This is a genomic window from Herbiconiux sp. VKM Ac-1786 (genome assembly GCF_015350805.1).
Classification (GTDB): Bacteria; Actinomycetota; Actinomycetes; order Actinomycetales; family Microbacteriaceae; genus Herbiconiux.
Genome location: NZ_JADKSG010000001.1, coordinates 378,596 through 393,052, shown reverse-complemented (window position 1 = coordinate 393,052; position 14,457 = coordinate 378,596). Strand labels below are relative to the sequence as shown.

Genomic DNA, 14,457 nt, shown 5'->3' with positions numbered 1-14,457 from the left:
ATGAGGTCGGCATCTGAGCCCCAGTCGGTTCCACCTCGGACCGGAACTAGATTGGGGTATATCTCCCCGAGAACGGTAGTAGCGAATTCCTCGAACACGACTGGATCCACTGTCGATCTCGGATTCGCAAGTCCCGTGCGCACTCGGTCGATGAGATTCATGTGCTCCTCCGCTGCAGGCCACAGATCGACTGATCGGGCGTTCGATCTGGCCAGTCAGGCCGCGGCTCTTGGCCAGTCAAGCAGAACGGACTTTGCTCAGGGCGGCCGACTTCGTCCATGTTTCCCGCCCCTACTCAAAAAGCCGCGGAGATACGGGACTTGGAAGCGTCTTTCATGAGTCGCTTTGTGAGTCGAGTTCGCGTTCAATGCCCCATGCACGAAGTAGAACCAACCGATCGATCAGATCTAGACAGTCCTCCCGGAGGCTCGGGCTCTGCCGGTACAACCGCACGAGCACAGTCACGAGGTGAGACCAGTCGATCCAGTGACGCTGCTCTTTTGGTGCGTCTTCCAATATCGAGAGGGCACGACTACACAGATTGAGGGAGACCGACGGGAGGAGGAATGTTGCACTTTCAAGGGCGGCGAGCGCGAACTCAATGGCGCTTGGAAGAGCCTCGCTTTCTATGTATCGCGTCAACAATTCACTCGCGAGTTTCTCATCTATCGAGTCCAGTTCTTGGATCGCGGCCGTCGCCTTCCCGCGCACCACCGAGGACTCATCTGAGAAAATATCGACTACGAGGTCTGGGTCAAGCGCGGGATTTCTGCAGAGTGCTGCCGCAGCGCCCGCGCGTGCAGACTCGCTCAAATCGGCGAATGCGCCGAAGCGGGTCGAGCGGATCGCGCCGTTGACATGACTGTTCACCCACACGGCTCCTGCAGCTTCCTGGTCAGGGCCCACGAGTGCTCTGTCGAGCGCGGATGCGAACTCATCCGGCTCCCAGAGGACGCAGTAACGAAGCAGCTGAAGGACGGGCCGTGCGGCGAAGAGTTCATCGTCACCGTTCAGGATCCTCCGGGCGAGTTCGAGTGCTCGCACGCGGTCTGCGTTTGAGAGTGCAAGTATGGCCTCTGCCGCCATGACGCGGACGGCGGGGACGATGTCACCGACGAGTTCGCTGACCAGTGGCTCCAAACGGCTGGCCTGACTTGGGTCTCTGAATAGCAGGCGCGCAATGGTCCACGCCGCCCGGCCGCGAACGCAATTCAGGCCGATGGTGGTGAGATCGCTTTCCGATGCGTCGGACGCGGCCTCCCCCGATTCGGGCGCGTCTGGATCGCTGTCCGCCGCAGCGAGCCGGAGTAGATCAAGCATGTCATCACTGAGCGGTTCCGAGAGCGTATCGATGACGTCGAGGATCGGGCGGCTTGCGTGCGCGGGGTGGTCTGCGACGAGCTTCCAGCACAACTGAGTCAGTGAGCGTTCGTCGATGTGATCGGCCACACTGCGTAGAATGCTCGCGCCGTATTCGGGAACCATACTCGGGGGGAAGGTGAGGGCAAGTGCTGTGAAGCGCGGCGGGTCGGCTCCAGCGACACGAGCGAGGTCCTGCGAGAGTTCCCATGAGCCGCCTGCTAGCCATCGGGAACTGTCGTGCTGATCGGGGTAGCGCTGGAGAGCTGATACCCATTGGGTATCAGTCATCTTTTCTGGAGCACCCGGAGGGATTGGAGAAGCGACTGTGCCGCTAATTACCCCTCGTGGTGCACGGGGCGTCCAGTTGGGGAACTTTCTCCGGAGCTCGGCAATGCGCGACGAAGTTGAGTCCTGGATGCGCTCCGCGGATAGCGCGGTCAGAAACTCTAACTCCGTCATCCCTCGCCAGCGCAAGTTATGTGCGCGGCGCTCATTCGGCGTCACATAGTTCATCAGCGCGATTTCGAGTGCGCGAAAAGACACCTCCGAACAGCGTCTACTTGCTCGCTCGATCAATCGTCGCGACTCCCAATGTGAACTGTCCGACCATCCGACCTGCAGGTGTGACTCATCCGCAAGCAACCAGTCCACAGCTTTGTCTGCTGGAGCGGATCGAAGTGCGAACGCGGTCAGGAAATCAAATGCGCGCGATCGCCGTTGGTCGAAGTCATCGAGAATCGGCCAGAGCGCATCGGGCTTCCTGCGGGCGAGTTCTCGGAGAGCTTCCCGGTAGGCAAAGAACAGCTCGTCGACGAATTCATGGTGGTTGGACCTGATGACCCATCTCCATCGTGTCCCGGACGCTCGCTCAATTGAGTCTTGGCGCTCGTCGCCGAGGCGGAGGACCAGTGGACCCACTGCGCCTACGAATTCCATGGGATGGGCCGCTGCGATTTCCTTCAGGCCTCTGATCCGTACTTTGCCTGACACGATCCCCGCTGCAAACGGATCAAATTCACCCCGTTGGTCTGCAATCCGGATCGCTCGCTCAAGGACGACCCTAAGAAGCTCGATAACTCCCAGAGGAGAAGACTCATTCAGGCGGTAGAAGAGCCTGGCTCCCAGGGGATCGAAGAAGTCCCCGTCATCTCCATCGAGGGCGCCGTTACTCAGCAACTCGAGGGCATAATCCACTGATGCGGACGACTCGGCATGGTCGAACACCTGCCGAAGGGCCGACGTGTAGGACGTGGCCTCAGCAAGTAGCGGGGCGATCAATGCTCGGACGCGACCGGACACCCTCGACACGTGCGTGATTACCGCAGCGAGCGTGCTGTGAGCGGAGTCCTCTTGGTCTAGTAGTGCCTCGATGCGTCCTAGCCGATCGGCCTCGTCGAACCAAGCAGGCACTCGAAGAAGGCCTTGGACCGCTTCCCCGAGCAGCCCGGGATTCATGAGCGTGGGCTCCAGTAAGTCCCAGTCACCGTCCTGTGGAGTGCTCTGAGGTAGCACGGTGAGAGCCGTCGCGACGAGGTGCGGACGCATTTCGCTCCGCGCGATCGCGAGGACCTGAGATGTCAAAATCAGCGGCTCCCGCGACGCGATATAGGCCAGAACCTGGCGAAGCTGCGAGCGCCGGAATAGACCCTGTCCGCTCGCGACGAACGATTGGACCAGATCCTCACCACGATGGCTGAAAGATCGAGCGAACAGAAAGTCGAAGAATGTCTCGTGAAAGAATGCGACCCGTCCGTTGTCGTCGATGAGCACGTTCTCGGAAATCAGCGCATCAATGTACAACGGTGGGAGCGCGTTGAGTATCGCTTTCGGGGCGCTCAGCGTTTCGTCCTGACTCATTCTCTCCACAAGGATCTTCGAAGTCGCTGCCCAGTGGTCATCGAGACCGCGGTGATGCAGTCGGTTTCGGAACGTCGTTGTGTAGGACGAATATAGGTCGGGCAGTGCTTGAAATGCCTGTGTGCGGTCTTCACGCTCGAGCTGACAGAACACGTACAGGTGGATCGGCACTCGGAGTAGATCGAGAGTCTGTGGGCTTAGCGTGGTCGGGTCGTACCCAAGGTCACGAAGGTAGGTTGCAACGTCCTCGGGATCGAGGTCGCCAACCTCGACGGTTTCCACGTCCGAGTCCTGCGCGAGACGACGCATCCGCGGGTCCTGTTCGAGGTCGATCGTCCTAACGGCCAGGAGGAGTTTGACGTGTCGAAGGGCCCGACTCTGGTGGATTAGGTCTGAGACGGCGTCGAAGGTGTCGGGCATCCTGCCGCTATACGTGCTAACGGCGTCGAGTTGGTCGACGAGAAGAAGGCCCGGACGGCTATCCCTGCGTGCCTCATAGATAAGGATCACGGGTGAGTCATCCAAGTCGATGATGCCGCCGAGTTGCCGCGCGGTCGACACGTGTTCGGGAACGCGATCCATGCGCGCCGCTGCCACTGGGTGGCCGCGGTCGAAGATATCTGATGCGACTGCTGCAGTGAGTGCTGACTTTCCGGACCCGGCCTTGCCGTGAACGATGACTATTCGCGGTCCATTCTCTCGCGTGAGGTGATCGATGATAATCGACTTCTCGTGTCGTTCGATGGCGCCGAGTGGAGGAAGCGAATCGTGCACTCGCGCTACCTGCCGCTGTACCGTCTCGCGCAATTTCAGCATGGCGCTTCCGTGGTCAGCGGCCGGTTTTGCGGGGAATCCGCGCTTCTCGAGCATGTCGAGTATGTCCCGCGCAGTGATCTCGCGATGCAAGATTTTGGGTATCCACGAAGCCAGTAGGTCGGCGACCTCTCGGCCGTCGCCGCGGATCAGTGTTCCGAGCTTCAGCCGGACGAGCTCCTCGAGCCGTTCGAGATTCTCATGTCTCACTGTGATGGAGCGGAGATACTGCCAAGTCTCCTCGATCTCTGCATGCCATGACGAGGAAAGTCGGTCGACGAGAATACGGTTCTCGGACGCGACACTCTCGAAGACTGCAGAACTTTCGGACGCCTTCGCGTAAGCGATCAGTCGATCGAGTTCATCGGACGCGCTAGTGATAACGAGAGTAATCGCGGCTCCCGCACGCAGGTGGGGAAGCACCTTCGGCAGTACTCCGTCGCTAGTCAAACGTCCGATCGTCCAGGAACGCGACGACCGGAACTTGACCTGATCGAAGCTCCTCTGGCCGGCGTGGTCTACCCAGAGCTCTGCTCCATCGCCTGCGACGGGTTCCACCGTCATGGCAGATGCTGTCCCGTCGAGGATCTCGGTCATACGCAAGACGGTCCACGTGCTCTCCATTACTCCACCGACTTTGTCGGCTGCACCCCCAGCAAGCACCACGTACGCACTCCTACTCCGTGATTGAATGTGGCATTCTCCAAGTCGATCATCGCCGAAACGCGACCGATAGGGCGCATTTGTCGCCAGCGTTCGATGATGAGGCCGTCGGGCGAATACCGGTTCCGACGGAGCCCGGTCGGGGGTTCGCGAAGCACTCGCTGTGTTAAGACACGGCACCGGCGATAATGCGGCAGCGTCTCCGTGAGTGAGGAGATCCGAAGTTGCTCGAAGGTCCGGCCCCAACGGACCACAACGCGACTTCTCCTCTGGAGGACGACGTGACGGTTCTGCAACGACGGAGCTCATTTCGATAGTGATCGTCCGTAGCGCGCGGCTGAGGAATCTAAATGGAAGGATGTTGTCCTAGACCAGTGGAGGGCGAAAATGGCATTCATCGAGCGGATCGAAGTTGAGCACGAAGGATTTCTTGCCGATTTCGATGTTTCCCTGGATCCGGCTCTCAACGTCTTGATCGGCGCACGGGGCACTGGCAAGACGTCTGTCATCGAGTTGATCAGATACGCGTTGGACGCGGGCTCGTTCACAACTGATGCCGGCACGAAGGGCGAGCAGCAAGCTGTAGCGACACTTGATGGCGGCGCGGTAACGCTCACGCTGAGGGAGGGTGACGAGCGTTGGACGCTCACGAGGACTGCGGAGGGCGTGACTAGTTCGGGCACCGTCTCGCCTGCTTGCACTGTTCTGGCCCAGAGTGAGATCGAATCAATCGGCGTCAGCCCTGACGGTCGAATCGCTCTGTTGGATCGGTTCCTGCCCACTGCGCGGGATACCGCAGCCGAAATTCTCGCTGCCGGCGCCCTCGCCGCCTCGCTAACGGACGAGATCGCGTCTGGTCTGGCGGAATTGGACAAGGCAAACGAGTCGCTATCCGGCGCCACTGCGGTCGACACCCAGTTGGGGGAAGCACGTGGCGCCCAGGAGGCGCTTCTTTCGAGTTCAACCGCAACACTTGCTGACCAGGAAGCCCTCACTGGCGCACAGACCCGCCTCGCCGAGCTCGCGCGTCGCGAGAACGCGCTTCTCTACGCGAGGGAATCGGTAGTCGAGCTAAGTGCTCGGGCCTCTGAGACGCGGGATCGCGCTGTAGAGGTAGCTGAAAGTATTGCGAATACCGTTTCAGAGACAGCTAGCGCCGAGCGCGTCAATCGCGCGCGGCTGTTGCTAGAACAAGCCGCGGTCCAGTTCGAGGAAGCTGTCTCCGCGCTGACTCGCGAAGCCCAAACCGTGGTTGGACACCGCGCCGAGCTTGACGCGAGTTCACGCGCACTTCGACAACGACTCGACTCGGCCCAGGACGGTCTTAGCCAGGCGACGCGGCGCGTTCAACAGCTTGAAGAGATTAAAGGACAGCTTGACGCGCTCCATGCAAGGCGATCCGAATTCGTGAGGCGGCTCGATCTAACGAAGCAACGGCGCCGGGCTTCCTACGAGTCGCTTTCAGCAAAGCGGGCGGATCGGCTCACCTCGAGACAGGGTGTAGCCGAATTGCTCAACGCTCAACTGGGCCCACAGATTCGTGTGAAAGTGTCCGCGGGGGAACGTCTCGAATCCTACATTTCGGCGATCGTCGCGTCGTTACGTGGGAGTGGCCTCCACTACAACAACCTGGCCCCATCACTTGCCACATCTGTCGCTCCATTCGAACTGGTGGAATGGACTGAGACTGGTGCATTCGAGGATCTTGCTCGAGCGACTGGTCTTCCCGCTGACCGCGCTTCTTCTGTCCTCGCGGCCCTGAAACAAGGTGGGGTCGGTGCCATAGTCGCGATCGACGTCGAAGACGACGTCTCACTCGAGTTGCTTGACGGCCCGGAGTACAAACCAATCCAGCATCTGTCGATTGGCCAACGATGCACCGTGGTCTTACCAATTCTTCTTGCGTTGCCGAATACCGTGCTTGTAGTGGATCAGCCGGAAGACCATCTAGACAATGCGTTCATCGTGTCGACCCTGATAGCAGCGGTACGCGAACGCCGCGGGAGCGCTCAGACAATCTTTTCGTCGCATAACGCCAACATCCCGGTACTTGGCGACGCGGCTCGCGTGATTCTTATGGATTCCGACGGAGAACGAGGAAGAGCGGCTGCATCGGGATCGCTGGAGGATTCACCAATCGTCAGCGCCATCTCGGAGCTGATGGAGGGTGGGCGCGCGGCCTTCGAAACGCGAGCCCAGTTCTACGGCCTCGGCGGCGCTGCGAGGTGAATCGCGTTGAAGCCATCGAAGCACTAAGGGACGACTCCGCGACGACTCGGCTGCGCGCCGCTCGCTCGCTACTGGAGTGTGCGGTAGCAGAGGATCTGGACCTCGTTGCGACGTCTCGCGCTCGCGAGACGGACTCCTGGACTCAACGAGTGCTGGATCGAGTGATATCGATGCTCAGCACGGGGGCTTTGCTGCCAGATGTCACGACTGAATCTATGACGGCCCAGGAAGGGGTGCCTGCGGTGCAGGCGCAAGCGCTGCAGATCGCTACCAAGCGGGTGCTTCACGAAGTTCGCCCCGTGGTGCAGGCGATCGGCCGCGCCGCCAAAAGTGACGTCGGCGATGGCTATGAAACGAGCGCGATTCGTGTCGAATTAGTCAGAATGGGTGAACTCCTTGAGGCGCTGCAAGATCTAGGAGAGGCGGCACAATCGCCGCGGGTCACGCAGTTTGATCTGAGTGAAGTGGTCGCGTCCCAGGTCAGTAGCGAGGGGCTGGCGAAAGAGGTCATCCTTGGCCGGTCCGACCCCGTCCTCGTCGAAGGCGATCCAACTTTGATTTCACTTGCCTTCGCCAACCTTATAAGGAACGCTGTCGAGGCTAGCGCCGCGGTCAGGGATTTGGTCGTAATCAACTGGGGGCGGAATGATGCAGAAGCCTGGATTGCAGTGCTAGATGACGGTGAGGGTCTTCCCCCGGACGGCTTGGCCGCAGCCTTAGAAATTGGGACAACTTCCCGCAGTGAAGCTGGCCACTTCGGCCTCGGCCTTCCGACGGCCGTGCAAGCGATGAAGTCTTTGGGGGGCACCATCATGCTGCGCCCACGAAAGGATGCGGGGACGTCCGCAGAAGCAAGGTGGCCACAATGAGCCCGGATCGATTCGACGTACTGCTGGTCGAAGACAATGCGGACAGCCGCAGGGCAGCCGAGGCGGACATCGCCGACATGATGCCCGACGCGGTAGTGCACTGGGCGGGCGATACTCAGTCCGCCCTGGAGCTTATGGCGGCGAATGTCTACGACCTCGCGGTGTGCGACTTGAGAATTCCGGCTAAACCCCGCGATCTTTCACTCAGTGAGACGAACGGGCTCGCGGTTGTGGCAAAACTGCGCGAATCTCAGCCAGGTACGCCTGTCATCATTCTGTCGGCGTTCGGCACAATCGAAGACACTGAGCCTTACACCTCCGGAGCATCGCCTGCTGCAGCCCATGGTGTCCCAGCGTTGCGCATGTGCCAAGCCGTCGTCAAAGGCGTCGAGGGCGAATTCACCAATCGGCTAAGACCGATTCAAGAGGGACAGTTGAAGATTGTTGGGCTTGAATTCACGGCCCCGACCGACCTCGACTTGCTCCTCCGGCGAGCCATCTCACAGTTCGCGGTGGATCGTGGGATGACGGAGGTTGAAGTCACCCGTGCGGGCGGGCTATCCGGATCGACAAACGCGATTGTCACCATGCGGCGCCTCGGCGCGCCCGAAATGCGTGCCTTTGTGAAGGCCGACGCGAGAGAGTGGGTCCTCGACGAATTGGAACGTCGGCGTTTGTGGGTCGAGGGCTATCTGGATGCGAGCAACTGGGCGCCGACAATTGAAACTCTCAGTGCAGGACTCCGTGACCGCGCTGCGTATTTCTCAAGCTTGGCGTCAAATCCGACGACTCTCTTCGACCTGGCTGCAGTCGACGACGGTGCGGGCTCGAGCGTAATTAGCAAACTTCAACTGACGCTGGTGCCGTGGAACGTCGGCGACACGTCGAGCGTGACCGTTGCAGACCTTAGACGTGCACATCTGTCTGATGCCGAGCTGATATCGGCGGGAGCCTCGGTTGACGAATTTTCGGATGTGGAATCGCTCACTCTTGACATGAGATCGCGCGTCTGTCACGGAGATCTTCACGGCGAGAACGTTCTCGTGGTGGATGGAGGTCGGCCGATGATGGTCGATTTCGCTTACACAGGAAATGGGCCGGCAGGCGAAGATCCGATCACCCTCGAGATGAGCCTCATGTTCCATCCTGGCTCGCCTCTGGTGGCACGTGGAAGTTCGTTCGACTATGAGCGCTGGGCGGACGGCGACTACTTGCCGAACGGTGAACTCCGTGAGACTCGTGCTCGCTGTCGCGAGTGGGGGGTGAGGGAAGCGGGGCGCGAGCAGTTCATGGCCGTCTCGTACGCGCACGCGATTCGGCACTTGAAGCGCGGAGTTCCCGCTCCGGTCGCGCTTGCAGTCGCGCGCAGTGCGGCAGACGCGCTGCGCTGAAGCTAGGTCTTCCAGCTGAGGAATCTACAAGGCGACCGACTGCGCCTCTTTGCGTGCATCAGTTCCATTGTCCGCACTGTTTAAGGAGGCAAAGCCCTCAGGAATTCTCGTGGCCCAGACGGATCCCGACTTGCTAACGGACGTTAGCGATGTCCTGATGCGTCACGATGGTAACAGGACGAAGCGTTCGATTCCATGCCCACATTTTGCCCACAATTGGTTTCAAGAAAGCCTGATTCAGGGGCATCGATATGATTCAAGAACCGCGGAAATACGCGGAAGTTGCGGGTTTGCCAAGGTGTCGCGGGCCTACCTAACGAGTTCGAGTCCCTCCAGGGGCACCGCCTCGGCGGTCCAAGTCCCGACGTTTGTCGGGTGGCCCGTCGTGCCGCTCCTCCGATGATGGTCGTGACGACGACACGGGGGGCTGCTGATGGTGCGGGCATCGGGATCGATCACGGCGGCACCGCCCACGGGCACGATGGCCCCCACCCCGCACGGGATGACGCCCGACCACCGCTCGTGGTCGGCGGTCGCGATGGTGTTCGTCGGCGGAGCGGTCGGCACCGTCGCGCGGGAGTCGCTCGACCTGGCGACGCCGCACGATCTCGTGCTCCACACGACGTTCGTCATCAACGTCGTGGGGTCGTTCGCACTCGCGGTCGTCTACGCGGCGCTCGTCGCGCGGCGGGGCACACCGATGTTCCGGCGCCGGGTGCGGCTCGTCGTCGGCACCGGGTTCATGGGCGGGTTCACGACGTACGGGTCGTTCGCTGTGGGAGCCGCCGCGGCGGCGTCTCGCGGGTCGGTGGGCGACGCCGCGCTGTACGCCGTCGGGAGCCTCGTCACCGGCGTCGCAGCCGCTCTCGCCGGCCGGGCGCTGGTGGAGCGGATCACCCGCGGCCGAGCGCACGCCGCCGGGGCGCGGACGCCGGGGTCGTCGTGACGTCGTTCACGCTGCTGACCGTCCTCGCCATCGCTCTGGCGGGAGGGGTCGGCGCGGTCGCCCGGCTGGTCGTCGGGGGCCACATCCAGGAGTGCTCCGGGATGGCATTCCCGATCGGCACCGCCGTGATCAACGTGTCGGGCTCGTTCCTCCTCGGCCTGGTGATGAGCTCGGCGACCACCTCCTACGCGCCGGCGTGGGTGGCCGTCATCGGTACCGGCCTGCTCGGCGGGTACACGACGTTCAGCACGGCCAGTGTCGATGCTGCCGACCTGATCCGCGGGCGGAGGTGGGGGCCGGCTCTGATCGACGCGGGGGTCGTCGGCTTCCTCTCCGTCTCGGCGGCCGCCCTCGGGTTCTCGCTCTGAGGCTGTGTGACGAGGCGCGGTAGCGTCTGCCGGCGGGAGGCGTCAACCCTGTTGGAGCGAGACGGCGTTCCAGGTGGGGTGGAGGCATGGACAGGATCTTCTACGCCGGCGACTCGATCCTCACGGGCACGGCGATCGCCAAGGCGCTGCTGGAGTACGCGGAGGCGCTGGCCAAGGCCGGCACCTCGGCCACGGTCGAGATCCCGACGCGGCTGGGCGACGGGGGAGTGGGCCGCTCGACGTTCCTCGTGGGGCCTGCGAGCCAGCTCGTGTCGGACACCGAGCCGAGCGGCTTCGAGGAGATCGAGGACGAGCCGCTGATCGCCCACTTCCGCGACGAGATGCTGCGGCTGCGCTTCGGCTCCCCGGGCGGCCGGGCGTCGTCGTCGCCGTCAGAGGGTGGAAGCGACGACGACGCGGGGTCGTGGAGCGAAGACCTCTAGGCGCGAGGACCGCTCGGTGCTCAGCTGAGTGAGCGGCTCCAGCCGAACTCCGGGTCGGCGCGGTGCCAGCGGGCGGCGAGGAGTTCGGCGACCAGGGGTTCGACGAGCAGCGCGACCGCGGGGTCGTCGTCGCCGCGGTAGCGCACGTGCAGGCCGGCAGACGTGACGGGGGAGGAGCCCACCAGCACGACCGTCGCCCGGCGCGAGTCGAGCCACTCCAGCGCCGGCGCATCCCATGTCGACCCGGCGAACAGCAGCGCCCGGTAGTCGAGCGTCTTCGACAGGTAGACGTCGACGTGCGACCAGTCCCCGGTCTCGCTCGCCCAGGCGGGCCGGCGCGGCACCTCGCGCAGCATCAGCGCCGACTGCTGCGCCGACGAGAGACGCTCGACCGGGGCGAGCAGGAAGGTGCCGTCGGGGCCGCCGAGCAGGCGGTCGGCGTCGTCGATCCAGGATGCCGCCGAGCCGAGCAGCTCGTCGGCGCTCGCCGCGGCGTCGCGCGCCAGGGTGGCCGGGTCGCGCACCCCGAGCAGCTCCGGCACGCCGGGCCCGGCGGTCGTGGCGCGCCCCGCCGGGACGGCCGGCCTCAGCAGCGCCCCCAGCACCACGAGCGTGTGCCGGAAGGTGCGGCACGACACCCCGCTCGCCTCGACCCCGGCGACCAGCGGCACGACGAGGTCGGCGCGGACGGCGAGCGGTGAGTCGTCGACGTTCGTGACCGCAATCAGTCGCCCGGTTCCGCGATACGGCTCGATGGCCTCGAGCACCTCGGCGCTGCCCCCGGTGGCCGAGACGGCCACGACCACGAGGTCGTCGGCGGGCGGCGGGAGCAGCGCCGTGCTGGCGAGCTCGACCACGACGTCGCGGCCGAGGCTCCGCGCCTCACGGGCGACGACGGCCGCCGCGTAGGCGCTCGAGCCCATGCCGAGGACGAGCACGCGCAGCCGCGGCGACGCGAGCAGGGTGCGGGCGCGCTCGAGGCCCGGGAGTCCGTCGGTGAGCGCGTCGGCGAGGCGGCGCAGGGCGCCCGGGACGGCTGTCAGGTCGTCGGCGAAGCGGGCGGGGTCCACGGCGGGTCCTCTCGGTCGGCGGTCGGGGCCCAGCGCGCGGTGATCCCCGCGTCGGGGGCGTAGTTCCAGCGCGGCAGGAAGCGCGCCGCGTAGCTGAGCTCGCGAGCGAACTGCTCCACCTCGAGCGCGGGCAGGAGCCGGTCGTCGAGCAGGTCATCGGCGCCGGCGTCGTGCAGTCCGGTGCGGTACGCGGCGAGCAGCTGCGCCCGCGCGTCAAAGGCCCAGGCGGTGGCCCGGGCATCCGCTCGGCCGAGGCGGCGCTGGGCGATGGAGCCGACCAGGTCGACCGACACCAGCAGGTGGGCGACGTCGACCGCGGCGGGTTCGAGCTCGTCGACGAGCAGGGAGGCGGGCACGGTCTGCGGATCGCCGTCCAGGTCGACCACGAGGTAGCGGGGCGAGGCGGGATCGGGCCGGCGCAGGAACTGCCCCACGTGCAGGTCGCCGTGCACGGGGATGAGGCGCCCGGCCACCGTGTCGGGCAGTGTGTCGGCGAGCGAGCGCAGGGCGGGCATCCGGTTCGCCAGGCGCACCGACGTGTCGCCTGTCGCCACCTCGGCGGCCCGGTCGAGGGCGGCGTGCACGCGGTGCCGGATCGGTCCTCCGGGACTCGTGGCCGCGGACGGCGCGACGTGACCTGCCGACAGAGCCAGGTGCAGCCGGGCCGTCAGCGCGCCGAGCTCCGCGGGCCACGACGGCGCCGGCCCGCCGCCTAGGTGCTCGAGCAGGTCGTCGACCGCCCAGGTCCAGCCGTCGCTCGCGCCCGCCACGTACTCGCTCACGACGGCGACGGTGGTGGTGCCGAGGCCGGGCACCGTCCACTCGATGCGCCCCGCGGTTCGCGGCACGAAATCGGCGCCGGCGGCGGCGAGCCGGTCGAGCTGGCGCACCGAGCGCTCGGCCCCGCCCCAGTCGCGCACGACCTTCACGAGGAACGCCTCGTCGACGACCACGGCCCAGTTCGTCATGTCGACGCCGAGGTCGCGCTCGACACCCGCCCCCGGTGGTCGCGGCGGGCCGGCGGCGACGACCCGTGCCGTGCCGGCGTCGACGAGCGGCGGATGCCCGCCCAGCGCCATCGTGACGAGCTCCGCTCCCACGCCCGAGCCCGCCCGGGCTGCGGCTCCCGAGCCGTCGACGACGCGCAGCTCTGCCCCGGTCAGCGTCACCGCGCCCGAGGCGGTGGGAAGGCGGATGTCCACCCGCCCAGGCTATCCATTCCTTGAACCCCAATTCGAACAATCATGTAAATTCCGCCGATCAGGCGTCTCGTGGGCATTGTGATTCCTTGCTCGACGGTGCAACAATCGGCCAACTCAGTTCTCGCGACCCGACCAGGAGGCAACCGTGCGTTTCCGAAAGTCCGCAGCAGTGCTCGCCGGAGCGGCGGTGACCGCGCTCTCGCTGTCCTCGTGCGCGAGCAGTTCCTCCGAGGCCATCGACCCCGAGGCCGACCTCAGCGAGCAGAGTCTCGTCGTCAGCATCTGGGCCGACTACTACCCCGAGACCCTCGCGGAGGACTTCGAGGCCGAGACCGGCATCCCGGTCACGATCGTGAACCACGCCACCAACGAGGAGATCGTCGCGAAGCTCACCGCCAGCGGCGACCCCGGCATCGACGTCGCCTTCGTGTCGGGGCAGTACGCCCAGGCGCTGAACGAGGCGGGGCTGCTGCAGGAGCTCGAGAAGTCGCTCATCCCGAACGAGGAGAACCTCTACCCCGAGGCCCTCGAGCTCGCCTACGACGAGGGCAACGTCTACTCCGAGCCCTACGCCTGGGGCACCACCGGCCTCTGCTACCGGCCCGACCTCACCGGCTTCGCGCCCACCTCGTGGAACGACCTGCTGAACCCGGTGCCAGAGCTCGAGGGCAAGACGACGATGCTCTCGACCGAGCGCTGGATGGCGCTGCCCGCGCTCAAGGTGCTCGGCGAGTCCGTCAACTCCACCGACCCGGCCGTGCTCGAGAAGGTCAAGGAGCAGATGGAGTCGACGAAGGACACCCTGCTCGCCTTCGACGACACCACCTTCTACAGCAAGCTCGTCTCGGGCGAGGCGGCCATGGTCGAGGCCTGGGACGGCTGGTGCAACTACGCCATCGCCGAGGACCCGACGGTCGAGTTCGTGGTGCCCGAGGAGGGCAGCGACCTCTGGGTCGACACCATGACGGTGCTGAAGAGCTCAAAGAACAAGGAGGCCGCGATGGCCTTCGTGAACTACATCCTCGAGGCCGACGTGCAGAAGTACGTCGCCGAGTCGATCCTGTACTCCGTGCCGAACAAGGCGGCGATCGACTCCCTCGACCCCGCGCTGGTCGAGCAGTTCCCGAACCTCGCCCTGCCGCCGTCGGAGCTGCTGAAGGGTGAGACGGTGGTCGACGTGGGCGAGTTCGGCACCGAGTACACCCGCCTCGCCACCGAGATCATGGCCGCCGGCTGACCGAGCC

At 64.4% G+C, this 14,457-nt stretch carries 10 protein-coding genes; 7 read left to right on the top strand and 3 right to left on the bottom strand.

Annotated elements, in window-relative coordinates; all coding sequences use genetic code 11:
- Nucleotides 1-333: 333 nt before the first annotated feature.
- Nucleotides 334-4,629 (bottom strand): NACHT domain-containing protein, encoded by a 4,296-nt coding sequence (locus ITJ64_RS01880; RefSeq protein ID WP_194679112.1) that lies wholly within the window; start codon nucleotides 4,627-4,629, stop codon nucleotides 334-336.
- 453 nt (nucleotides 4,630-5,082) lie between these two features.
- On the opposite strand from ITJ64_RS01880, the gene ITJ64_RS01875 reads away from it, so the two are divergent.
- The 6 genes from ITJ64_RS01875 (at nucleotide 5,083) to ITJ64_RS01850 (ending at nucleotide 10,941) form a co-directional block, all read left to right on the top strand.
- Complete coding sequence (locus ITJ64_RS01875; RefSeq protein ID WP_194679110.1) at nucleotides 5,083-6,924, top strand: hypothetical protein; 1,842 nt, start codon at nucleotides 5,083-5,085, stop codon at nucleotides 6,922-6,924.
- Between the two features lie 215 nt (nucleotides 6,925-7,139).
- Nucleotides 7,140-7,793, top strand: a complete 654-nt coding sequence (locus tag ITJ64_RS01870; RefSeq protein WP_194679108.1) for a HAMP domain-containing sensor histidine kinase — start codon at nucleotides 7,140-7,142, stop codon at nucleotides 7,791-7,793.
- Nucleotides 7,790-9,184, top strand: coding sequence for a response regulator (locus ITJ64_RS01865; protein ID WP_194679106.1), 1,395 nt, complete (start codon nucleotides 7,790-7,792; stop codon nucleotides 9,182-9,184). Before ITJ64_RS01870 ends, ITJ64_RS01865 begins: the two co-directional genes overlap by 4 nt.
- Nucleotides 9,185-9,617: 433 nt before the next feature.
- On the top strand, nucleotides 9,618-10,130 hold the full coding sequence (locus tag ITJ64_RS01860) for a CrcB family protein (RefSeq protein ID WP_194679104.1): 513 nt from the start codon (nucleotides 9,618-9,620) through the stop codon (nucleotides 10,128-10,130).
- Nucleotides 10,127-10,498 (top strand): CrcB family protein, encoded by a 372-nt coding sequence (locus ITJ64_RS01855; RefSeq protein WP_370544990.1) that lies wholly within the window; start codon nucleotides 10,127-10,129, stop codon nucleotides 10,496-10,498. Before ITJ64_RS01860 ends, ITJ64_RS01855 begins: the two co-directional genes overlap by 4 nt.
- Before the next feature lie 86 nt (nucleotides 10,499-10,584).
- The gene (locus ITJ64_RS01850) at nucleotides 10,585-10,941 is read left to right on the top strand and encodes a hypothetical protein (RefSeq protein WP_194679102.1); all 357 of its coding nucleotides are present in this window, start codon (nucleotides 10,585-10,587) and stop codon (nucleotides 10,939-10,941) included.
- Nucleotides 10,942-10,961: 20 nt separating this feature from the next.
- On the opposite strand, the gene ITJ64_RS01845 is transcribed toward ITJ64_RS01850, so the two are convergent.
- Both ITJ64_RS01845 and ITJ64_RS01840 read right to left on the bottom strand, forming a co-directional pair.
- The gene (locus ITJ64_RS01845; protein WP_194679101.1) at nucleotides 10,962-12,011 is read right to left on the bottom strand and encodes an SIS domain-containing protein; all 1,050 of its coding nucleotides are present in this window, start codon (nucleotides 12,009-12,011) and stop codon (nucleotides 10,962-10,964) included.
- On the bottom strand, nucleotides 11,981-13,213 hold the full coding sequence (locus ITJ64_RS01840) for a hypothetical protein (protein WP_194679099.1): 1,233 nt from the start codon (nucleotides 13,211-13,213) through the stop codon (nucleotides 11,981-11,983). The genes ITJ64_RS01845 and ITJ64_RS01840 overlap by 31 nt, the downstream gene beginning before the upstream one ends.
- A 145-nt stretch (nucleotides 13,214-13,358) precedes the next feature.
- On the opposite strand from ITJ64_RS01840, the gene ITJ64_RS01835 reads away from it, so the two are divergent.
- Nucleotides 13,359-14,450 carry a spermidine/putrescine ABC transporter substrate-binding protein gene (locus tag ITJ64_RS01835; protein ID WP_370544989.1) on the top strand — a complete coding sequence of 364 codons (1,092 nt, stop codon included), beginning with the start codon at nucleotides 13,359-13,361 and terminating at the stop codon, nucleotides 14,448-14,450.
- The last annotated feature ends 7 nt before the right edge of the window (nucleotides 14,451-14,457 follow it).